18 protein-coding genes are annotated in these 22282 nt (G+C 70.9%); 7 read left to right on the forward strand and 11 right to left on the reverse strand.

The genetic code is table 11. From position 1 onward, the window contains the following. Positions 1 to 174: 174 nt before the first annotated feature. The 4 genes from ACYVDG_RS29750 to ACYVDG_RS29765 form a co-directional block, all read right to left on the reverse strand. A complete protein-coding gene (locus ACYVDG_RS29750; RefSeq protein WP_460762008.1) occupies positions 175 to 1137 on the reverse strand; it encodes a bile acid:sodium symporter family protein in 963 nt (320 codons plus the stop codon). Between the two features lie 310 nt (positions 1138 to 1447). Further along, complete coding sequence (locus tag ACYVDG_RS29755) at positions 1448 to 1999, reverse strand: ATP-binding protein (protein WP_460762011.1); 552 nt, start codon at positions 1997 to 1999, stop codon at positions 1448 to 1450. Between the two features lie 195 nt (positions 2000 to 2194). Next, a complete protein-coding gene (locus tag ACYVDG_RS29760) occupies positions 2195 to 3727 on the reverse strand; it encodes a glycerol-3-phosphate dehydrogenase/oxidase (RefSeq protein WP_460762014.1) in 1533 nt (510 codons plus the stop codon). 11 nt (positions 3728 to 3738) lie between these two features. Then, positions 3739 to 4368, reverse strand: coding sequence for a TetR/AcrR family transcriptional regulator (locus ACYVDG_RS29765; protein WP_460762017.1), 630 nt, complete (start codon positions 4366 to 4368; stop codon positions 3739 to 3741). 17 nt (positions 4369 to 4385) lie between these two features. Here ACYVDG_RS29765 and ACYVDG_RS29770 point away from each other — a divergent pair, with 17 nt between their 5' ends. Continuing rightward, a complete protein-coding gene (locus ACYVDG_RS29770) occupies positions 4386 to 6008 on the forward strand; it encodes an FAD-binding oxidoreductase (protein WP_460762020.1) in 1623 nt (540 codons plus the stop codon). On the opposite strand, the gene ACYVDG_RS29775 is transcribed toward ACYVDG_RS29770, so the two are convergent. Together ACYVDG_RS29775 and ACYVDG_RS29780 are read right to left on the reverse strand one after the other, a co-directional pair. Then, positions 5992 to 6666, reverse strand: a complete 675-nt coding sequence (locus ACYVDG_RS29775; protein ID WP_460762023.1) for a hypothetical protein — start codon at positions 6664 to 6666, stop codon at positions 5992 to 5994. The genes ACYVDG_RS29770 and ACYVDG_RS29775 overlap by 17 nt on opposite strands. Before the next feature lie 35 nt (positions 6667 to 6701). After that, entirely contained in the window at positions 6702 to 7634 is a 933-nt protein-coding gene (locus ACYVDG_RS29780) for a hypothetical protein (RefSeq protein WP_460762027.1), read from the reverse strand. A gap of 149 nt (positions 7635 to 7783) precedes the next feature. Between ACYVDG_RS29780 and ACYVDG_RS29785 the strand changes: the two genes are divergently transcribed. Together ACYVDG_RS29785 and ACYVDG_RS29790 are read left to right on the forward strand one after the other, a co-directional pair. Then, positions 7784 to 10300: an ATP-binding protein gene (locus ACYVDG_RS29785; RefSeq protein ID WP_460762030.1), complete on the forward strand. Its 2517-nt coding sequence runs from the start codon at positions 7784 to 7786 to the stop codon at positions 10298 to 10300. A gap of 4 nt (positions 10301 to 10304) precedes the next feature. Then, positions 10305 to 10976, forward strand: coding sequence for a response regulator (locus tag ACYVDG_RS29790; protein WP_460762033.1), 672 nt, complete (start codon positions 10305 to 10307; stop codon positions 10974 to 10976). Positions 10977 to 11008: 32 nt separating this feature from the next. Here the strand turns inward: ACYVDG_RS29790 and ACYVDG_RS29795 are convergent, their stop codons facing one another. Both ACYVDG_RS29795 and ACYVDG_RS29800 read right to left on the reverse strand, forming a co-directional pair. Next, the gene (locus tag ACYVDG_RS29795; RefSeq protein ID WP_460762036.1) at positions 11009 to 11929 is read right to left on the reverse strand and encodes an aminoglycoside phosphotransferase family protein; all 921 of its coding nucleotides are present in this window, start codon (positions 11927 to 11929) and stop codon (positions 11009 to 11011) included. Between the two features lie 249 nt (positions 11930 to 12178). Further along, positions 12179 to 12856 (reverse strand): sirohydrochlorin chelatase, encoded by a 678-nt coding sequence (locus tag ACYVDG_RS29800; protein WP_460762039.1) that lies wholly within the window; start codon positions 12854 to 12856, stop codon positions 12179 to 12181. Positions 12857 to 13619: 763 nt separating this feature from the next. Between ACYVDG_RS29800 and ACYVDG_RS29805 the strand changes: the two genes are divergently transcribed. The 3 genes from ACYVDG_RS29805 to ACYVDG_RS29815 all read left to right on the forward strand — a co-directional run bounded on the left by ACYVDG_RS29805 (position 13620) and on the right by ACYVDG_RS29815 (position 16537). After that, on the forward strand, positions 13620 to 14432 hold the full coding sequence (locus ACYVDG_RS29805; protein WP_460762042.1) for a nucleotidyltransferase domain-containing protein: 813 nt from the start codon (positions 13620 to 13622) through the stop codon (positions 14430 to 14432). Between the two features lie 312 nt (positions 14433 to 14744). After that, positions 14745 to 15302: a peptide deformylase gene (gene def, locus ACYVDG_RS29810; protein WP_460762045.1), complete on the forward strand. Its 558-nt coding sequence runs from the start codon at positions 14745 to 14747 to the stop codon at positions 15300 to 15302. A 275-nt stretch (positions 15303 to 15577) separates the two neighbouring features. Beyond that, positions 15578 to 16537 carry a coiled-coil domain-containing protein gene (locus ACYVDG_RS29815; protein WP_460762050.1) on the forward strand — a complete coding sequence of 320 codons (960 nt, stop codon included), beginning with the start codon at positions 15578 to 15580 and terminating at the stop codon, positions 16535 to 16537. 34 nt (positions 16538 to 16571) lie between these two features. Here the strand turns inward: ACYVDG_RS29815 and ACYVDG_RS29820 are convergent, their stop codons facing one another. The 3 genes from ACYVDG_RS29820 to ACYVDG_RS29830 are packed head-to-tail and all read right to left on the reverse strand — an operon-like array spanning position 16572 to position 19924. Further along, positions 16572 to 17825, reverse strand: coding sequence for an MFS transporter (locus ACYVDG_RS29820; RefSeq protein WP_460762054.1), 1254 nt, complete (start codon positions 17823 to 17825; stop codon positions 16572 to 16574). Positions 17826 to 17876: 51 nt separating this feature from the next. Beyond that, positions 17877 to 18680 (reverse strand): alpha/beta hydrolase, encoded by an 804-nt coding sequence (locus ACYVDG_RS29825; protein ID WP_460762057.1) that lies wholly within the window; start codon positions 18678 to 18680, stop codon positions 17877 to 17879. Positions 18681 to 18697: 17 nt separating this feature from the next. After that, the gene (locus ACYVDG_RS29830) at positions 18698 to 19924 is read right to left on the reverse strand and encodes a CPBP family intramembrane glutamic endopeptidase (protein ID WP_460762060.1); all 1227 of its coding nucleotides are present in this window, start codon (positions 19922 to 19924) and stop codon (positions 18698 to 18700) included. Positions 19925 to 20103: 179 nt separating this feature from the next. Between ACYVDG_RS29830 and ACYVDG_RS29835 the strand changes: the two genes are divergently transcribed. Continuing rightward, complete coding sequence (locus ACYVDG_RS29835; protein ID WP_460762064.1) at positions 20104 to 22275, forward strand: elongation factor G-like protein EF-G2; 2172 nt, start codon at positions 20104 to 20106, stop codon at positions 22273 to 22275. Positions 22276 to 22282: the final 7 nt, after the last annotated feature.

Consider the following 22282-nt stretch of genomic DNA (forward strand, 5'->3'; position numbering starts at 1 on the left):
GGAAGTCTGGTAACTCCCATCGTCCCGCCAGGAAGGCCATCTTCGTTTCACCGTCACACTCGGTGAACATCCTGGATCAGACATCACGGGGCATACGACTCAGACCAGCAACTTTGAAATCGCCCTGCACCGGATCCAGTGGCACCCCTGGTGACAGCACCACTAGTGCCCTGATCAGCCGGTCGGTTCGGTGGCTCCGGCGGCCCCAGATCCCCCAGGTCCCCCGGCGGCCCCAGATCCCCCGGCGGCACCAGCGGCCTCGGCCTTTTCCTCTCGGGCGTTGCGGCGGGTGAGCAGCACACCGGCGACGGCTGCCGTGAAGAACATCATCACGCCGTAGACCGCCGAGGGAATCGCGATCTCCGTGCTGTCCAGAACGGTCACCGCGATGGTCAGCGACAGCGTCGTGTTGTGCAGGCCGATCTCCATGCAGGAAGCGATGGCCTCCGGCCGCTTGGTACCGACCATGCGGGGCGCCCAGTAGCCCACCACCAGGCTGACCACGTTGAAGATCAGGACCATGAGGCCCACCGACACGATGTACTCGGGCAGGTTGGCCCACTCGGCGGCGATCGCGCCGGCGATGACCGCGATGAGCACGAGGATGGACCCGAGCTTGACCGGACGCTCCATGCCCTCGGCGAAGGACGTCATCTTCGCCCGGATGAACATGCCGATAGCGACAGGAACCAGGATGACGGCGAAGACCTGCACCATCTTGTCGGCCTGCAGCCCGATGGACCCGCCGTCGGTGAAGTAGCCGAGTGAGAAGCCGGTGATCAGGGGCAGGGTCACCATCGCGGTGAGCGAGTTGATCGCGGTCAGCGAGATGTTGAGCGCGACGTTGCCCTTGAACAGGTAGCTGTACAGGCTCGCGGTCGTACCGCCCGGCGACGCGGCCATCATCATCATGCCGACAGCGAGCAGCGGTGAGAGGTCGAAGTAGTTGACGAAGACCAGCACCAGGCCGAAACAGAAGACCGGCAGAAGGACGATCTGACAGCCCAGGATCAGCACGATCGTCCAGGGCATCGACAGCAGGCGGGTGAAGTCCTTGATGGTCAGGGACAGTCCGAGACCCAGCATGATGATGCCGAGAGCGATCGGGAGACCGACCGTCGTGAGGGCTGTGTCCATGGAGGCACCTTGGGGGACAGGCCGCCGGGGAGGCGACGCGGGCGGTCAGAGCAGACGCGGACCGCGTTCGGTGAACGGTGCCGACGTACAGGCGACTGTGACGCCCGGACAGACCCCAGTAGGCCCCGAGGATGCACGGAAACGCGCCATTCCGTGACCCGCGCCACAAAGTTACCTGTAAGTAGGAAATAGTGGCATGCACCACGCCCCCTGGCAAGTGCCGCCCCCGCCGACCACCAGGTCAGAGAGCCCGAACCGACAATCCCGACCAGGCATCCCGGATCGGGCATCCCCCGCCAGGCATCCCGGATCAGGCCGCGGGCCAGGAACTCCCCGTGAGGTCGTAGGCCAGGTGGAACCACACCTTGCGAATGCTCGGGTGCCCGTTGTCCCCCCACGTGGTGGCGAAGCTGTCGATCAGCGCCAGACCCCGCCCGTCCTCGGCGGTGAGCCGCTCCTCGGGCGACGCGGCGAACAACTGGCCGCCCTCTCCCCTGAGCGCGCTCACGGGTGTCCCGTTGTCGCGACAGGTCACCGTCAGCCCGTTCGGCCCCCGGTCCACCCGGATGACGAAGGTCTGGCCTGGCTCCCCCGACCTGCTGTGCCGGATCGCGTTGGTGGCCAGCTCTGCGCCGAGCAGCGTCAACACGTACTGGTAGTCGGAGTCGTTCCCGGCCGCGCAGGTTTCCAGGAAGGCCCGGACGAGCGGCACACTGATCGGCTCACCGGCGAACTCCCAGCGGCGTTTGGTGAACGGCACCGGCCGTCGACCGTTGAAGAAGTGCCGGTACTCGTCCGGAACCCTCTGGAGAACACTGTCCTCGGTCGTGGTGAGGGTTGGCACGGCAACGAGCGTCGTCATGGCTGACTCCTTCGGCGGGACGGCTCAGTGGACGGGCGAGCCGGAACGGGGGCGGCTGCGGGAGTGTCCGAGGGGGGAGGGAGGCTCGAACCGGTATGACCTTACGCGATCACATCGTCGCTTAACAGGGGTACGGGGTGTGGCGAGTTTCCCGAATTCCCCCCGAACCGTTTCCCGAGCCCCTCCTCCTCAGGCTCAGCCCACCGCCGCGAGCGCCTCCTTGGCCGCCGACTCGGCCAACTCGCGGTCGGCGTCGACCAGCGCGATCCGGCTCCGACGCTCCAGCAGATCCGCGATGTCGAGCGCGCCCTCGTGCCGCACGCCGAAGCGCAGTTCGGCCGGGGTGATGCCCCGGACGACCGGGGCCAGCAGCTCCGGGTCTCCCCCGGCCTCGGCGACCACGTCCACCGCCTCGGTCCCGTACCTGGCCACCAGGTGCCGCGGCGCGTCGACGGCGTCGAGCTCCCCGTGCGGCGCGGCACCGACCAGCGGGATCTCCCGGGTGCGGCACCGGCCGGCGGGCAGCCGGTGCACCGTGACCAGCGTGTCCACGGCCTCCTCCGCCATCGCCCGGTAGGTGGTGAGCTTGCCGCCGACCACCGTCACCGCCCCGTTGGGCGCGACCGACACGGCGTGTTCCCGGGAGAGGCTCGCGCTCGTCCCGGCCCCGTGCAGCAGCGGCCGCAGTCCGGCGAAGGCACCGATCACGTCCGACCTGGTCAGCGAGGTGGACAACGCCCGGTTGAACTGGGTGAGGAGGAAGTCGACGTCCTCCTCGGGCACCTCGGGAACCCGCTCGGCCGGACCGTCCACCGGTTGGTCGGTGAGCCCGGCGTAGACCCGCCCGTCCGGTTGCGGCAGCGCGAACACGAACCGGCTCACGCTCCCTTCGAGCGGGACCGTCAGCGCGGCCTTGGGGTTCCCGAGCGTCGCCCCGTCCAGGACCAGGTGGGTGCCGCGGCTCGGGCTCAGCCGGATCCTCGGGTCGAGGGCGTCGGCGTGGACCCCGGTAGCGTTGACCACCGCTCGGGCCCGTACCGGGATGATCCGCCCGTCGGTCTCGTCGCGCAGGGACACGCCGTCCGAGGTGACGTTGTCGGCCGAGCAGCGCGTGATGATCCGGGCCCCCTCCCGGGACGCGGTGCGGGCGATGCCCAGCACCAGCCGGGCGTCGTCGACGAGCTGGCCGTCGAAGGACAGGATGCCGCCGAGCAGCTCTTCGGTCTCGACCCCCGGCAGCAGGCGTCGGGTCTGTCGTGCGTTGAGGAACCGGGGTGCGCGCAGGACGTTGGCGGGCGTCCCGGACAGGACGCGCAGGAGGTCGCCCATGCCCAGCCCGCCGCGCAGGAAGAGCGTCCTGGCCAGACCGGTCCCCCGGTGGACGGGGATCACCATGGGCATCGGGCGGACCAGGTGGGGCGCCGTGACGCGCATGAGGACGTCGCGCTCGCGGGCGCTCTCGTAGGCGATGCCGACCTGCCCCTTGGCGAGGTAGCGCAGACCGCCGTGCACGAGTTTCGAGCTCCAGCGGCTGGTGCCGAAGGCCAGGTCGTCGCGTTCGACGAGCACGGTGGACAGGCCGCGGGAGGCGGCGTCCAGGGCCACACCGGCCCCGGTGACTCCCCCGCCGACCACCAGAACGTCCACCTCGGGGTGGGCCTCCAGTTCGGCGAGGTCAGCGGCTCGTTGGGGGGCGTTGAGGGACGTGGAGCGGTCGTTCTGGCGCATGGGAGGCGTCCTTAGGGTTGGAGGTAGCCGTCCAGCAGGGCGGCCACTTCGTCGACCAGGCCTTCGTGGTCGAGCACGTCGGCGAACAGTCGGCGGGAGGTCACGGTGTTCTGCACGGTGACCATGACCATGTGGGCGAGGACGCCGGGGTCTCCCCCGCGGACGGAGCCGTCGGCCTGCCCTTCGACGACGGCCGGTTCGACCAGTTCGAGGGCGGCCCGGTGGCTGCTGCCGAGCCGGTGGAAGGTGTAGGTGGCCAGCAGCTCCGGCTCGGTGTCGACGATGCGGCCGACCAGGGGGTGGGCGAGCATCGCCCGGGCGACCCCGGAGGCGTGCCGGACCAGCTGCTTCCGAACGCTCTCCGGCGCCGCGTCCCGCTCTGTCCCCGCACCGCGCTCCGCCTCCTGCTCTGCCTCCCGCTCGGCTTCCACTTCCTCCGCGATGAGGATGCTGCGGAGTTCACGGGTGAGCAGGTCCGCGACCAGGGCGGTCACGTCGGGCCAGCGCCGGTAGACGGTGGGGCGGCTGACCCCGGCGCGGCGGGCCACGTCGGTCAGGGTGGTCCGGCGCACCCCGAAGGCTTCGACGCAGGCGTGGGCCGCGTCGAGAATCTCGTCCTCTACGTTACGTTTTGACGCCATATGTAAAACTGTAGGGCATGACCCACGATGCTCGCACTGACCACGCCACCGACACCGCACCGGACATGAGCTGGTTCGCTTGGGGCGACCCGGCCAAGGCGAAGGAACTCGACCCCGGCCTGCGCGAACTCATCTCCCAGGTGCTGCGCGCCCGGACCGAGGACATGCCCCCGGTCGCCGAGGGGGACGTGCCCCTCCCCCAGCCCCGTCTGGACGTCAGCCTCCGCGCCGCGCTCACCGAGGTTGTGGGAAACGATCACCTGAGCACCGACGACGCGGTCCGCCTCCGCCACACCGGCGGTAAGAGCACCCCCGACCTGCTCGCCCGGCGCGCGGGGCAGGCCTCGCCCGCCCCCGACGCGGTGCTGTACCCGGCCGACCACGATCAGGTGGAGCGGCTGCTGGCGGTCTGCTCGGCGCACCGGGTGGCCGTGGTGCCCTTCGGCGGCGGCACGAGCGTTGTGGGCGGCCTCACCCCGGTGGACGGCGGCTTCCCCGCCGTCATCGCCCTTGACCTGCGCCGACTCGACGATCTGGTCTCCCTGGACGCCACCTCGCTGACGGCCGTCCTGGGCGCGGGCGTACGCACCCCGCACGCCGAGTCGATGCTGGCCGAGCACGGGCTCACCCTCGGGCACACCCCGCAGAGCTACGAATACGCGACCATCGGCGGGTACGCCGCCACCCGGTCCAGCGGCCAGGCCTCATCCGGTTACGGCCGGTTCGAGGACATGGTGGTGGGCCTGCGGATGGCCACCCCCCGCGGCACCCTGGAGGCGGGAGGCCCTCCGGCCTCCGCGGCCGGCCCGGACCTGCGGCGCCTGCTCGTCGGCTCGGAGGGCACGCTGGGCGTGATCACCGAGGTCGCCGTGCGGGTCCGGCCGCGTCCGGAGCGGGTTCTGGACGAGGCGTGGTCCTTCCCCGACTTCCCCACCGGGGCGGCGGCCCTGCGCGTGCTCGCGCAGTCGGACACCCGGCCCACCATGGCGCGGATCTCCGACGAGACCGAGACCTTCGTGAACGCGGCCATCGGCGGGCGTGAGGCCGTCCCCGGCTGCCAGGCGGTTCTCGGCTTCGAGGGCGCCGACGCCGAGGTCGAGGCGCGCGCAGCCGCGGTCCGCGAGGTGATGACCGCCGCGGGCGGTACCCCGTACGGACCGGGGCCGGTGGCGCACTGGCGGGAGACCCGCTTCCACGCCCCCTATCTCCGCGACACTCTGCTGTCCGCGGGCATCCTCGCCGAGACGTTGGAGACCGCCGCGTCATGGACCGACCTGCTTCCGCTGTACCGGGCGGTAGTGGGCGCGCTGACCGGCGCTTTGGAGGACGACGAGGGCGGGGCCGTGGTCCAGTGCCACGTCTCGCACACGTACCCGACCGGCGCCTCGCTCTACTTCACGGTGGCCACTGCCGCGGGCGACGACCCGGCCGCCCGCTGGGCCCGAGCCAAGCGGGCGGCCTCCGACGCGATCGTCGCCAACGGCGGGACCATCACCCACCACCACGCCGTGGGCACCGACCACCGGCCGTGGATGGCGGCGGAACTCGGCCCGCTGGGCGGCGAGGTGCTGCGCGCGGTGAAGTCGGCTCTGGATCCGGAGGGTGTGCTCAACCCGGGCAAGCTCATTCCGGAGGCTTGAGCTGCAGGTCCTCCGCAACGCCCTCCAACGCCTCCAGGCTGTCGAGGGGCGCGACCGACCCCTGTGTGTGGTGGAAGAGGCTCACACGGACGTTGGCGACCGAGTACTCCAGGGAGGCCCACAGTTCGGCGGCGCGCCCCCCGTCCTCGCTGATCGGCTGGGAGGCCGTCGCGTACCCGCCGTCGCCGACCGCGAGCGAACGCCACTCCACCGCTTGCATCGGCGGGTCGGAGTACTCCAGCTCGAAGTCGTCGGACTCGCGCTCCATCTGGCCTTCGGCGAGCATCGCCTGCATGCGGCTGACCTCCTCCCGCTCCTCCGGGTCGTACAGGACGGCTTGGAGGCTGAAGTCGACCGGGTCGCCGGAGACCGCACCGGCCGCCTCGCAGTGCACCAGCTGGAGCACCCCGTCCTCGTCCGCCTCCGACCGCCCGCCCCGGAGCTCGAAGGCGTCCGTTCCGGGCAGGCGGTCGGCCACGTCGGCGGGCAGCAGTTCCTCGCAGTCGCCGGGCAGGCTGGTGTAGTCGTGGGTGACCTGGTCCCACACGACCAGCCCGCCGGCGACCAGGACCGTTCCCGCCCCGGCCGCCGCCAGCACGAGCGGCCAGCGACGGCGGCCGGACCGCCCGAGCCGCGCGGGCCGCGTGGGTTCGGTCATGCCGGTTCAGCCTCTCGGGTGATCTTTTCGTGCGGCTACTCGGCCACGCTGGAAACCTGGCTCAGGAGTTGGGCGCTCACGTCCTCGGCCAGGCTGAACAGCTCCTCCGTGCTGAGCACGCCGTCGCTGTCGCTGATCATGACGCCACCGGCGACGTTGCCGTCCAGGAAGGCGCCCACCCCGAAGGATTCCGTGCCCATGTCGAAGAGGTCGTCGTCGGTACCGCCCATCGACACGGCCAGGGCCAGGCCCTGGTCACCGACCGAGGTCTCGTCCCACAGGGTCTCGGTGTACATCCCTTGGCCGTGCTCCTCCTGGGTGAGCTGGCCCTGGGGGGTCTCCTCCTCGAGGAACTCGTCGGTCAGTGCGTCCCCCTCGAAGAGCTCGCGCACGCTCTCCTCGTTCTCCGGGTGCTCCGGGTCGAAGAGTTCCACGTTGAAGCTGACCGAGCGGTCGCCGGAGTTGCCCTCGCAGATCAGCTCCCCGTAGCGGCCGTCGGACTCGACGTCGTGCTCGGTGAAGCCGCCGGACAGCGCGGGGGCGGTCCCGTCGAAGGCGCTGGAGGCAGCGTCATCACCGACCGCCTCCGCACAGTCGTCGGGCATGGAGACGTATTCACCGCTGGAGTTGGCGACCACCAGGACACCGCCGATGGCCGCGATCAGCACCACGGCGCCGACCGCACCGCCGATGATCAGTCCGGTCTTCTTCTTCGGCGCTCCGGGCGGCTGGCCGTACGGATCGAACCCGGGAGGGGGACCCTGCGGCGGGAACTGGCCGGGGGGACCCTGCGGGGGCTGCTGCCCGTATCCCGGGGGCGGGCCCTGAGGGTGTCCGGGAGGAGGTCCCTGCGGGGGCATGCCCTGTGGCGGCTGCTGCCCGTAGCCGGGCGGCGGTCCCTGCGGCGGCTGGCCCGGGTAAGGGCCTTGGGGCCCCTGGGGGCCGGGCGGGGGCGGGGGCTGTCCCATGGGGGTACCTCGTGGTCTGGGTTGATGAAAAGTGCCCTTTAGTTCTACCGGACACCAACCACCGAAACGCGGGCACCGCCCCCTTCCGAACCCCCCGCGTCACCGGGATCACACCTGTAGGGAACCGTGCACGGACCGGCGGTCCCACAATGGGAGGCGTGACTCGAGGAAGACTCCGTATCCACCTGGGTGCCGCCCCCGGGGTCGGCACCACGCACCACGCCCTCGCCGAGGCGCGCCACCGGGCGGAACTCGGCGTCGACGTCGTGGTCGGCGCGGTCCACACCCACCGCCGGGCCCACACTTCGGCACTGCTCGAGGGCCTGGAGACCGTGGCCCCGCACTCCGCCGGGTCGGTGGACACCGCGGCCGTGATCGCCCGGGCGCCCCAGCTGGTCCTCGTCGACGATCTGGCCCGGCCCAACGGACCCGGTTCGCCCTACCCCGCGCGGTGGGCGGACGTGGAGGCGCTCCTGGCGGCCGGGATCGATGTCCTGTCCACGGTGGGCATCCACCACCTGGACTCGCTCTACGACGTGATCCGCCAGATCACCGGGGTCCCGCCCGAGTACACCGCCCCCGACCGGGTGGTGCGGGCCGCGGAGGAGGTCGAGCTCGTCGACGTCACCCCCCAGGAGCTGCGCCGCCGGATGGCCCACGGCGACCTCCACCCCGCCGAACGGGTGGACGCGGCCCTGGCCGACTACTACCGCGAGGGCAACCTGGCGGCCCTGCGCGAACTCGCCCTGCTCTGGACCGCCGACCGCGTGGAGGAAGGGCTCTCCCGGTACCGGGGCGAGCACGAGATCCGGGGCACGTGGGAGGCCAGGGAACGGGTCGTCGTGGCGCTGACCGGCGGCCCCGAGGGGGAAACGCTCATCCGCCGCGCGGCCCGGGTCGCGGCCCGCTCCCGCGGCGGCGGCCCCCAGCCGAGCCACCTCCTCGCCGTGCACGTGGTCCCGCCGAGCGGCATCAGTGAGCGGCCGACCGCCGAACTGGAGCGGCAGCGCCGCCTGCTCTCGGAGCTGGGCGGCAGCTACCACCAGGTGGTCGGAACCGACGTGCCCTCCGCCCTGCTGGAGTTCGCCCGCGGTGCCCACGCCACCCAGATCGTCCTCGGTTCCTCGCGTCGGCGGCCGTGGCAGTACGTGTTCGGACCCGGCGTGGGTGTGCTGGTGGCCCGGGAGTCCGGCGACATCGACGTGCACATCGTCACGCACGAGGAAGCGGGGCGCGGGCGCTGGCTCCTTCCTGCACCGGGCCGGGGGTTGAACGGGCACCGGCGGGTGTGGGGATGGGCGCTGGCGCTGTTGGCGCCGCCGTTCCTGAGCCTGGTGCTGGCCCTGCCCATCTTCTCCGAGGTGGGCCCCGCGTCGGACCCCCTGTTCCTCCTGCTCATCACGGTGGCCACCGCCGCCGTGGGCGGCCTGCGCCCGGCGCTGGCATCGGCGCTGTGGAGTGCGGTCCTGCTCACGGTGCTGCTGTCACCGCTGCACGGGAGACCTTCGGTGTCCCTGGACAACTTCCTGGCCGTGGCGGCGTTCGTCTTGGTGGGTTCCTTGGTCGCCGTCATGGTGGAGATGGCCGCGCGGCGGTCGGCGCAGGCTGCGCGCGGGCGGGCCGAGGCGGACGCCGTCTCGCTGCTGGCTGCGAGCGTTCTGGCCGGGAACGAGCCGCTCCAAGCGCTGCTGCGGCGTATCCGAGAGACCTTCGGGCAGCGGTCGGCGACCTTGTTGGAGCGCAAGGACGGCCGCTGGCACCCGGTGCACAGTGTGGGCGCCCCGGCCTGTGAGTCGCCGGACGAGGCGGACGCACTGGTGGGCATCTCCGACACCATGGCCCTGGGCCTGCGCGGCCGGGTCCTGCCCGCCTCCGACCGCAGTGTGCTGGTCGCCTTCGCCACGCACGTGGGCATCGCGTTGGAGCACCAGCGGCTGGCCTGGGACGCGGCGGAGGCGCGCGGGCAGGTAGCGGGCAACCGGATCCGCACGGCTCTGCTGGCCGCGGTCTCCCACGATCTGCGCACCCCGCTGACGTCCATCAAAGCCAGTGTGTCCAGCCTCAGGGCCACGGACATCGAACTCCCTCCCGAGGACCGCGAGGAGCTCTTGGAGACCGTGGAGGAGTCCGCGGACCGGCTGAACCTGCTCATCGGGAACCTGCTCGACATGAGCCGGGTGCAGGCCGACAGCGTGCGCCCCGTGCTGTGCGATGTGGCCCTGGAGGAGGTGCTCCCCGCGGCCCTGCTGGGGGTACCGAGCGACGCGGTCGTGGTGGACGTGCCGGACGACCTGCCCCGGGTCCGTGTGGACGCGGGCCTGCTGGACCGGGCCGTGGCCAACGTGGTCACCAACGCCGTGCGGTACAACCCCGACCCGTGCACGCCCGTACTGGTGGCGGCCAGCGCACACGGTGACAGCGTGCAGTTGCGCGTGGTGGACCGGGGTCCGGGCGTCTCGGACGAGGCCAAGCAGCGCATGTTCGAGGCGTTCCAGCGCCTGGGTGACGCGCCCCAGGGCACGGGGGTGGGTCTGGGACTCGCCGTGGCGCGTGGTTTCGTTGAGGCGATGCACGGCGCCCTCGGCCCAGAGGACACCCCCGGCGGCGGGCTGACGATGGTCTTCACCCTGCGCGCGGTGGGCCCGGAACACGATGAGGAGCGGTGAGCTGATGCGGATCCTGGTCGTCGACGACGACGTGCAGATCATCCGCGCGATGCGGATCAATCTGCGGGCGCGCGGTTACGACGTGGACACCGCGGCGGACGGCGCGACCGCGCTCAAGCTGGCCTCGGAGCACTGTCCCCACGTGGTCCTGCTGGACCTGGGGCTTCCGGACATGGAGGGTGTGGAGGTCATCCAGCGCCTGCGCGGCTGGTCCCAGATGCCGATCATCGTGCTGTCCGCCCGGCACTCCGCGGGAGAGAAGGTCCGCTGCCTGGACTCGGGCGCGGACGACTACGTCACCAAGCCCTTCGGGATGGACGAGTTGCTGGCCCGGATGCGCGCGGCCGAGCGCCGTGCCGTCCCGGTGCAGGAGGCCCCGGTCGTGCGGACCGACTCCTTCGAGGTGGATCTGGGTGCCAAGCGCGTCCTGCGCGAAGGTGAGGAGGTGCGCCTCACTCCCACTGAGTGGCACATCCTGGAACTCCTGGCCCGCAACGCCGGACGCCTGGTGAGCCAGCGCCAGCTGCTGCACGACGTGTGGGGCCCCAGCTACCAGAACGAGACCAACTACCTGCGCGTCTACCTCGCCCAGCTGCGACGCAAGCTCGAAACGGACCCGGCCCGGCCCCGGCACCTCATCACCGAGGCCGGACGCGGATACCGCTTCGAGCGCTAGAAGCGGAGCAGAACCGAGCCGGGGCGGGCTCCCTAGGAGGCGACCTCACACAAGCCCATGAGCAGGTCGAACTCCACCGATTGGGTCTGGCCTCGGTTGGCCTTGGCCACCGCGAAGCAGGGGCCGAAGGCGCGTACCCACTCCATCATCCGGTCGCCGTCCACACCCATGACGTTGGAGAGCACACCCACGCGGCGCTCCACTTCGGCGAAGTCCTCGGCCTTCCACAGGGCCCAGTCGACGGCGTCCGCGGCACTGTCACCCACGCAGGCGCGCGGGTCGAGGGCCACCAGTCCGCGGGCGCCGCCGTCGATGACGTTGCCGGGGTGCAGGTTCCCGTGCAACGGGACTATGTCGACGGTCCCGTTGGCGAGGTCGCGGGCCTTGGCGGCGCCGCGGTGCATCAGCGCGGGCGGGACGGTGTCGGCGGCCGGGCCCTCGTCGCGCTCCCGGCTCCACATGTCGAACAGGAATTGGACGCGCGCGGTGAGCGGGCGCAGTTCCCTGCGCGCCGCGGGGCTCACTTCGACCGCGTGCAGTTGCGCGATGAGGCCGCCGATGGTCTCCATGGGCGGGACCACGCCCCGGTCCGCGACGGTGTCGCCCTCGACCCGTTCCATCAGGATCGCGCCGCGCTCGGCATCGACGTCCCAGACGTCGGGGACCCGCGAAGAGGAACCCCACATCCGCAGGAGCCCGGCCTCCGAGACGGCCAGCCCGCTGTCCGGGGAGAACTTGAGGACACCTTCGGCGCCGTCGGCCAGGCGGACGTACAGGACGACGGACGTGCGCCCGTGCGGGGCGGGTCCCTCGATGGTCAACTGCCACTCGGCGGCCAGTTTCTCGACGACCGCGGGCAGTTCCGCCAGCCATTCGGTGACCTGGGCCCCGAAGCGCCGCTCCAGCCGACGGCGTTGCCGGTCGTCGACGTACTGCGCTGTGACGTCGTTCATACATCCACCTTAGGCTCGCTCGCGACCGCGGTGGGAGGGAGCTCCGCACCGGGCTGACGTGCACGAACCTTGTGGGGGACCGCGTCCGGACCATCGCCGCACCGTGTGGGTGGCGGCGCGGCGGCGGATACCGCGCTGCGGGTGCGGGGAGTTCCCGCCCGTGGTGCACATACCCATTCTCGCGCTTCCGGTAACGGCGTCGCTGTGTTTCCGGGTTCCGACGTCACTGAGGGCTCTGGATCGAGTGCGTCAGGCGAGACGCCCCTTGGCCGCCCGGTGGTGGGCGAGAAGCGTGTCCACCACCAGGTCGGAGGGCCACAGCGGGGCCGTGATGGCGGTGACGTCGAGCCCGCGGAGCAGGTCGAAGTCGGGGCCGTCGACCAGCCGCCACGCGGCCACCGCCACCCGGTCGCGCTCCTGGCGGCGCAGCCGGTCGACCGCGTCGAAGACCGAAGGCGCCCATGTGCGCAGGTAACCGACCTGCACCGGCGAGTCGAGCCGACGGCTGAGCATCCGCGCCACGTCCATGACGACCTGGCGCTCTTCGCCGCCGGTGGTGCCGTCAGCCGCCAGGACCACCCCGTCCTCGGGTTTCCAACCGGAGTCGGAGAGACGACCGGCGAGGTCGGCGACGATGGACGGAACCGCGCCCAGGGGCGAGGTGTGGCAGGAGTCCGCCAGTCCGCCGAGGTCGAGCCGGGAGAACAGGTGGGCGCTGGCCACGTCGCCCCCGGCGACGAAGGCGGGCACCACGACCTTGGGGCCGCGGACGGCGTGGATCGTCGCGCTGACCTCGTCGGGGCTGCCGAAGGCCGCCGTCACGGGGGCCTCCCCGCGCTCAGCCACCGCCTCCGCCAGTCCGCACAGGGCCTCACGTCGGTGGGCGTCACGGGAATCGTCGGCTACGAGGACCATTGTGGGGACCATGCACGGCTCCTTGGAATCGCTGAGGGAACTGCCGATGCCCACCGAGCGTAAAGTGGCTGAGTTTCAGGGGAGTTCCCTCGTGTTACACGGCGGAGAACAGTGGACAATGGCTGACTTGGTTATCTCCGGGAAAAGTCTTGGTGAACCATAACAATCCATGAAAACCCCCGGCGTGTCCACCGCTGGCCAAGGTGATCTGCACCCCAGTGCAGCGACAGGGCCACGCCGACCAGGGAAGAAAATCCTACCCACGGGTAGAACGTGCCGGACGCCACTTTCCCGACTCCCCCGGAGCCCCGGGGCAAACCCATGACATTCCTGGTACTTCTCCAGACAAATCCCCGGCACGAGTCAGGAAATGCAAATGCACGCACCAAATGCACGTGCGGACGAACATGCTTCAGGTATGCGGGGATCGTCCGGGAGAACACACGGCCGTTCGGACGCCCTTCGCCGCCGAGCCCCACCGTGCCGAATGCACCCCTGCCACGCCGAGCGCACTCCTGTCAAGGGTGTACGCTCCCCCACGCCCGCATAGCCACACACCACTTGACGTGGGGAGACAGGATGCAAGTCCGGCACGATCACTTGCCATCACCCCCTTGACACGACCACACTTGGATACCGACGGGGACCACGGGGGCTCACCAGCACCCCGGGAACACCCCCCGCAACGCGACCCGGAAGGCCTCCCCAGCGCGCCAGCGCCGCCTCCGGAACCCACCGCGTACCACCACCGACCCGCCCCAGACTGGAGTTGAGCATGGCCGTCCACCCTCGGGTGCAGACGCTGACCCAGGCTTTCCTCGCTAACGCCGACCGAGAGGCGCCCGGGCTGGTCCAGGGCCTCTACCTGACCGGTTCGGTCGCTCTGGGCGACTTCCGCCCGCACACCAGCGACGTAGACTTCGTCATCGTGACCGGCCGCCGGACAGAGCGCGGGGACCTCGACGCCCTCCGCCGGATCCACGCCCGCACCCGGCAGGAAGTCCCCAGCCCCCAGTTCAACGGCATCCACGTCACTTGGGACGAACTCAACCGGGACCCCGCCGACTGCGGACCGGTCCCCTCCGTCATCAACGGCCGGTTCCGCAACCGCGCCTCAGCCGACGTCAACCCCGTGACCTGGCACATCCTGGCCGATCAGGGCGTCACCATGCGCGGTCCGCTCCCCGTGGAGCTGGACGTGTGGGACGAGCCGGAGAGCCTTCGCAGCTGGTCGCTCGGATCGCTGGACGAACAGTGGCGCCGCTGGCGGGAGAAGGCCGGCCGCCTCGTCACCCCGCGCGGCCTCGCCGCCCTCGGTTCCCTCGCCCCCTCCTGGAGCGTGCTGAGCGTCAGCCGTCTGCACTTCACTCTCAGAACCGGCGAGATCACCTCCAAGTCCGGCGCGGGAGCCTACGCCCTGCACGCGTTCCCCGAGAGCTGGCAGCGCATCGTCAACGAGTGCCTGCGCGTCCGCCGGGGTGTCCAGGCACCCTCCCTGTACGAGAGCGCCCTGGCCCGCCGCCGGGCCGCCCTGGACTACATCGAGATGGTCCTGGACGAGTCCCTGCGCCCCGGCCTGGCCACCTGAGCACCCCGCCGCCCGGTACGGCCGGTTTCCGGCACGCTAGGGCGTGTTCGGTGGGTGCTGCCCGTCGCGAGCGGTGTGGGGCACTGCGCCGTAGGCGTCCGTTGAGGGTGGTGGCGGGCGACGGGTGGGCGGTGCTGGCACAAGGCCGAAGAAGGAGTTCCCCCACTGTGCACTGCCTCGCAAGCTCGGCAGCATCGCACAGCGGGGGCCCGCCCGGGTTTGGCTGTCGACTGAGAGATGCGCAGTGCAAGTGCCGCTGGGGCGACGCGTAACAGGGTGTGTGTCCGCCTAACACGCCCTAATGTGGGGTACATGACCATGCGCCCCATCGTCCGTTTCGGCGACCCCGTACTCGTGTCCAAGACCACCCCCGTGACCACCTTCGACCAGCGCACCGAGAAGCTGGTACGCGATCTTATGGACACGGTCGATGCCCCTGGGCGGGCCGGTTTGGCCGCCACGCAGATCGGCGTGGGCGCGCGTGCGTTCAGCTACCTCGTCGAAGGCCGCCACGGGTACGTGATCAATCCCGAGATCGTGGAACTGTCCGACGAACTCCAGGACTGCGAGGAGGGCTGCCTGTCGATCCCCCGCCTCTGGTACCACACGAAGCGCGCCCAGCGGACCGTGGTCAAGGGAGTGGACGTGCGCAACGAGCCGGTCACCGTCGAGGGGACCGGCTTGATGGCGCAGTGCCTCCAGCACGAGAACGACCACCTCGACGGCATGCTCTACATCGACCGGCTGGGCCCCGAGGACCGTAAGCGGGCGCTGCGTGACATCCGCCGCTCGGACTGGTTCCTCCCCGCCGAGAGGCCCGTCCCCACGACCTCCGTGCGCCTTCCCAGCGCCTTCGGCGGCAACGGCTGACCCGGACTTTACCCCGGGGCTTCCCCCTCCCCTGGCCTTCGGCCGCGCCGCCGCCCGCGACCGGTACCCGTCCCCGCGCGGTGACCAGTCCGGTCGGCCGGTACGGGTATCTTCTGGACAGACCCCGCCCTCTTCCCCCAATGCAACGCGAGTCAACTCACTGTGCACGTAACGCCAAGATCTCGTATGGTCTGCTGAGCATCACCCCTCCCTGAATGGAAACGCCGTCACTCCCGGCGTGGCGGATGCTCTCAGACCATCCCCTCGGAGCAGACATGACTTCCACTCCTCGTCCCGCCCCTCGTCGCGGCCGCACGGCTCTGCCTCTGGCCGCCGTCACCGCAGCGGTCCTCGTGGGCCTGCCCGGAGCGGCCTACGCCGACCCGGACGACGTGGACATCGACGAACTGACCGAGCGCGCCGAGGAACTGGAGGAGTCCTACGACGGCGAGCTCCTGCAGTTCACCGAGATCAAGGACCGCGTCGACACGGCCCAGGAGGACCTCGAGGAGCTCAACGAGCACCTCGAGGAGCAGCGGGTCGGGGTATCCGCCATCGCGGCGGCCCGGTACAAGAACGACGGCTTCGACCCGAGCCTGCAGGTCATCTTCTCCAGCGAGCCCGAGGCCATGTTCAACGACGCCGCAACCGTCGACTACCTCAGCGAGAGCCAGGCCGAGCAGATCTCCGACCTGGTCGACCTGCGCGACGAGCAGGAGGAGGTCACCGAGGAGCTCCAGGAGGAGATGGACGAAGCCTCCGAGCTGATCGACGACCTCGAGGACCAGCGGGAGGAGGTCGAGGCCCGCATCGAGGAGTACGAGGAGGAGCAGATCCCCGAAACCCCCGGTGACGGCACGATCCCCTCGGACGCGGAAGGCGGCGGCTGGGACCAGACCGTGCCCCGCATGGCGGCCATCCGCGACGAGATCATCATGGAGTTCGGCGCGCCCTACCCGGTGGGCTGCTGGCGCCCGAGCGAGGACGACCACGGCACCGGCCACGCCTGCGACTTCATGATGAGCGCCAACGGCGGTATGCCCACTCCCGAGAACCAGGAGCTCGGCCAGCAGATCTCCGACTACGCGATCGAGCACGCCGACCGGATGGGCGTCAAGTACATCATCTGGGAGCAGCACATCTGGCAGTCGACGTCGCGCCAGTGGACGTTCATGAACGACCGCGGCGACCTGACCCAGAACCACTTCGACCACGTGCACATCAGCTCGTACTGACAGGGGCACGAATCCCTCTGCTCCGACGCCCGGTTCAGGACCGCTTCCGGTTCAGGGCGAGCGGGAGCACGGCGGCCAGCGAAACCGCGACCACCGCGAAGGCCGGGCCGTAGCCCATCAGCTGGATGACCAGGCCCAGGCCGATCGCACCGACCCCCGTGCCCGCGTCGTAGCCGATGTTCCACACCGCGCTGGCCCGGCCGTACCCGGTCGGCCCGGCGCGGCCCAGCATCACGGTGACGGTCTCGTTCTGCACGGCACCGAACCCGAGCCCGAACAGGGCGGTTCCGCCGAGCACCAAGAGGGCGACGCCGATTCCGGGCGCCTCCCCTCCGTTGATCCACAGGCCCGCGGTGAGCAAGCCCATGCCCGTGACCGCCCCGGCCACTCCGGGCAGCAACAGGACTGTGCACCGGTACCGGTCGTACATCACCCCCGCGGTCCAGCGCCCGGTGACCAGGGTCAGCGCGTAGGCAGCCAGCAGCGCGCTCACCAGCCACGCTGCCTGTTCGAGCGGGATCGCGAGGAAGGTGACGACCGCGCTGGCGGCCGACGACACCACCAGCATGATGATCAAGGGGCCGCCCAGGGCGATCATCAGCCCGACGCCGCGGAGCGCCTCCTGCGCGTCGGTCGGCCCCCGGCCCACCGGATCGGCACCGCGCAGGGCCGACCGGTTGCGGCCTCCGTCGGCGAACCAGATGCCCGAGGACAGCACCGCGGCCAGCACGCCGCAGATCCCCGTGAACCAGAACGCGGTATCGAAACCGATGTTGAGCGCCAGCGCCACCCCGCCGGGCAGGATGACGATCTGCGGCAGCCCCACGGCGAGCCCGTAGAAGCCGGTGGCCCGGCCGACCTGCTCCTTGGCGACCAGGCGCGCGGCAAGCGCCGTACCGGCCACCGTCACCATCCCGAACCCCACTCCGCGCACCGCCGAGATCGCCACGAGCGGCCCAAGGGCCGTAGTGAGCGCGAACAGCGGCATGGGCAGTCCCATGACCAGGGATCCGACGGGAAAGGCCCACAGGTAGCCGCCCGCCCGGTCCAGCAGCCACGGCATGCCCAGCTGGGTGATGACGGTGGTGAGCATGAAAGCGGCGGTGGTGCTCCCCGCCCCGAACTCGCCCGCTCCGCCCCGACTCGCCCAGAGGGGTACGAGGGGCAGGACCGCGGCGAAGCCGCACAGTCCGACCGCGGTGGCGAGGATGAGCAGCGCGAACCCGCGCCCGCGGATTCCGGGCAGATCGTCGTCGGTGAACTCGATGTGGGGGCGGGGTCGGATCATCCGTCCTTTCTAGCCGAGTCACACCACCCTGTCGAGGCGGGATCCGCGGACCTAGAGCTCGCTGCGGGGACGCTCGTCCGGCAGTTGGCCGGCGATCCACTCGCGCAGGCGGGCCACCAGGTCGGGGCGGACTGCCCGCTCAGCGTGGCCCATGCCGGGGATGATCCACAGGTCCTTGGGCTCCTTGGCGGCGTCGTGGATGGTCGCCGCGTGCGCGACCGGGAAGTATCCGTCGGCGTCACCGTGCACCACCAGGAGCGGGGTGGGAGCGACCTCCCCGGCGAGCTCGCGCGGTTCGGCCGGGGTGGGGTTCCAACGCTTGTCGGTGACCCGGACCTTGCGGAAGCGGCGCAGGAACGCCCGGCCCAGGGTCTTGCCGATGCCCAGGTGGAGCAGGCGCATCGACCGTGTCCCCTGGTAGTACCAGCGGGCGGGACCGCTGACGGAGACCACGGCGCGGACGCCGCCGTAGATGGCGGCGTGCCGGATGGCGACGGCGGCGCCCATCGAGAAGCCCACGGTGGCGACGCGTGTGTAGCCGAGCTCCCGCAGGCGGCTCACCACCGCCTCCAGGTCGTGGATCTCGGCGTTGCCGACGGTGCTGCGGCCTCCGGAGCCGTGGTGGCCCCGGAAGTCGAAGGTCATCACGTCGCCGGCGGACAGCAGCCCTTCGGCGATGGCACGCGTGTGAGGGCTCCGGAGGGTCCCGGTGAACCCGTTGGCCAGGACCACCGCGGTGGTACGGGGCGCGGCTCGGCGCAACAGCACTGCGTCGATCCCCACCCCGTCCGAGGTGGTCAGCCAGAAGCGGTTCTCCTGCGGTTCGGCGAGGGACTCGTCAATAGCATCGGACACGGCCCTATCGTGCCCGATCAGTCCCGGTACGGGTAACCCGGGCCCGGTGTGTCGCCTTCGGGGCCGTGCTGCCGGTCGATCCACTCGTCCGGGTACATGTTGGCGGGCGGACCAGGCGGCGGGCCCTGCGGATACCCGGGCGGCGGGCCCTGGTAGCCGGGGGGCGGCCCTTGACTGCCGGGCGGCGGCCCTTGAGGAGCACCGGGCGGCACGGGCCCACCCGACGGAACCGGACCGGGCAGCGGACCGGGCGGACCGGGCGGCGGCCCCTGCGGACCGGAGGCCTCGACCGGCTCGAACTCCCCCGTGTCCCCGTAGCGGCCGTCGTCGTACTGGCCGCCGTACTCGTCGTCCTCGTAGTAGTCGTCCCCGTAGTAGTCGTCGTCATCGTCCTGGTAGCCCCTCTCCTCCAGCGCGGCCTCCCGGTCCTCCGCAGGAGGGAAGACCACCGAGCGCAGGTTGAGCGCCACGTGGACGAGGATCGGGACGATCAGGCTTCCCGTGCCCAGGTACAGGACGGTGAACAGGGTTCCGGAGAAGCCCGCGCTGAGCAGGCCCCACCAGCCCTGGTAGGCGTGCGCGACGGAGAACAGCACGATCGAGAGCACGGCGGCGATCCACAGCGGCACACCCATGCTGGCGATCAGGGTGATGAACAGGCCCCGGTAGAGCAGTTCGCCGAACACGCCCCCGGTGACCGCCATCCCCGCGGCCAGTCCCCGTTCCCTCCCCGTACGCGGCAGCAGGAGGTACTGCTGGCGGCCCGGCTCCGGCAGGGTCATCGGCTTGTCCGCGACCCGGCGCCCACGGTGCCCTTGGCCCCGTCGGCCCTTGCCGCCGTCACCGGGCCGCCGCCCGGGCAGCTTGCCCAGGACCGGGAGGCGTTCCTTGGTGGGCAGCCCGTTGACCAGGACCCAGAAGGCCGCCAGGGCGATGAGCCCGCCGATCGCACCGCCCGCGATGGGCCCCCACGCGTCCGGCGTGCGCAGCCCCAAGTCGACCAGGTTCAGCTCGGGCGAGAGCAGCAGGACACCCAGGACCAGCAGGCCCCAGAGGAGATGGATCGCCATCGTGACGGCGTACAGCAGCCCGAGGGCACGCTTGTCGCCGTCCCTGCGGCGGGACAGCCACGAGAACGCGCGCCGTCCGAGAAATGGTTCGCCGACCGCCGCGAAGAACAGCAGGAGGACCGTCAGAAGGGTCCCGGCGAGACTGAATTGAGGGAGACTTTCCGACCATGGCACGGGCACAGCCTAAGAGAACAAGTCGGGTCATAGTGACCAACCGGCACCCATCCGCGATATCGGCCTGTTGACCTCTTGTGATCCGGCACTCGAACAGCGACCGTAGAGAGTGTCACAGGTCACATTGGTGGTGGTCCTGGACGGCCACCGCCCGCACCCCGGAGGGCTGGGTAGTAGGGATGGTTGATCGAGCCGTAGCCGTACCGAGGGCCGACAGGCCCCAGAACATCCGCAATATCGCGCTGGTGGGACCGACCGGCGGTGGCAAGACGAGCTTGGTCGAGGCACTGCTCCTCGCCGCCGGGGAGATCAAGCGCCCCGGCCGCGTGGAGGAGGGCACGACCGTCAGCGACCACGACGAGGTCGAGACCCGCCAGAAGCGCTCCGTGCACATGACCGTCAACCCGGTGATGGTGGACGGCGTCAAGGTCAACCTGCTGGACACCCCCGGATACGCCGACTTCATCGGGGCTATGCGGGCCGGGCTGCGCGGTGCAGACGCCGCCCTGTTCGTCATCTCCGCCCTGGACGGTGTGGACGGCCGCACCCGGATGCTGTGGGAGGAGTGCGCGGCCATCGGCATGCCCCGCGCAGTGGCCGTTACCAAGGTCGACCACCCCAGGGCCGACTTCGACGAGGTCGTCGCACAGTGTCAGGACGCCTTCGGGCCCGGGGTGCACGCCGCCTACGTCCCAGCGGTGGAGGGCACGGGCGACCAACGGAGGCTGGTGGGGCTCTGGGGACTGGTCTCAGAGCGCTACTACGACTACTCCGACGGGGGCGGGCTGGAGTCCGCCCCCGCTCCGTGTCCGGCACCCGACTGGCTGCGTAAGGCCGCGGGCCCGCTGCGGGAGACCCTCATCGAGGAGGTCATCACCGAGAGCGAGGACGAGGCGCTCATGGAGCGCTACATGGAGGGCGGCGAACTCGACCCGGACCTGCTCATCGCCGACCTCAAGAAGGCGGTGGCGGCGGGGGGCTTCCACCCGGTGCTGGCCTTGAGCCCGACCCACGGCGTGGGCGTGCGCGAACTGCTCCGCGAACTCCCGCTCTCCTGCCCGGACCCGACCCGGCGGCCCTTCCCCTCAGTGGCCCGTCCCGACGGGCGTCCCGTCGAGGGACTGTCCTGCGATCCGGACGGCCCTCTCGCCGCCGAGGTCCTCAGCACCGCCAGCGATCCCTACGTCGGCCGGGTCAGCCTGGTGCGGGTGTTCTCCGGGACGCTGACACCCGAAACCGACGTCCACGTGCACGGCCACGGCGTGCGTACCGGTGTGGGCAACTCCGACGACCTCGACCGGGCCGGCACCGACGAGCGGCTGGGTTCGCTCTCGGTACCGCTGGGCAGGGAGGCCCGTCCGGTCGGCGAGGTGGTCGCCGGTGACCTGTGCCTGGTGTCGAAGCTGCCCACCGCCCGGACCGGGGACACCCTGTCCGCGCCCGAACTCCCGTTCCGGGTGGCCCCCTGGCGGTTCCCCGACCCGATGATGCCGGTGGCGATCCGCGCGGCCTCCGCCTCCGACGAGGACAAGCTGTCGCAGTCGGTGGCCCGGCTCGCGGCGGAGGACCCGTCGTTGCGGGTGCGGATCAACCAGGAAACCCACCAGATGGTCCTGTGGAGCCTGGGAGAGGCCCACCTGGACGCGGCCCTGGACCGGCTGGAGCACCGCTACGGGGTGCGCGTGACGACCGAAGAGGTACGGATTCCGCTGCGTGAAACCTTCACCGTGCCCAGCCAGGGCATGGGCCGCAACGTCAAGCAGAGCGGCGGACACGGTGAGTTCGGGGTGTGCCGGATCCGGGTGGAGCCGCTGGAGTCGGGTGCCGGGCTGGAGTTCGTCGACCAGGTCGTCGGAGGTGTGGTCCCGCGCCAGTTCGTGCCGTCCGTGGAGAAGGGGATCCGTGCCCAGATGGCCGACGGGGTCAGCGACGGGCACCCGCTCGTGGACCTGCGCGTCACGCTCTACGACGGCAAGGCGCACTCGGTGGACTCCTCCGACATGGCCTTCCAGAAGGCGGGCCGACTGGCGCTGCGGGACGCCGCCGCCTCCTGTGACCTGGCCGTCCTGGAGCCCGTGGACACCGTGACCGTGGAGGTCGACGACGCATATCTGGGTGCGGTCCTGAGCGACCTGTCGGCCCGGCGCGGCCGTGTGGTGGGCACCGAGGCGGCCGAGGGCGGCCGGGTCGTCGTGCGCGCGGAGGTACCCGAGCTGGAGATCGTGCGCTACGCCGTCGAGCTGCGGTCCGTTTCGCACGGCACCGGCACGTTCACCCGCGACTACCTGCGCCACGAGCGGCTGCCCCAACAGGTGGGCCAACGCCTGGCCAAGGCCCAGTCCGGCGCCTGAGAGACCA

The sequence above is a fragment of the Nocardiopsis oceani genome, from assembly GCF_054777395.1.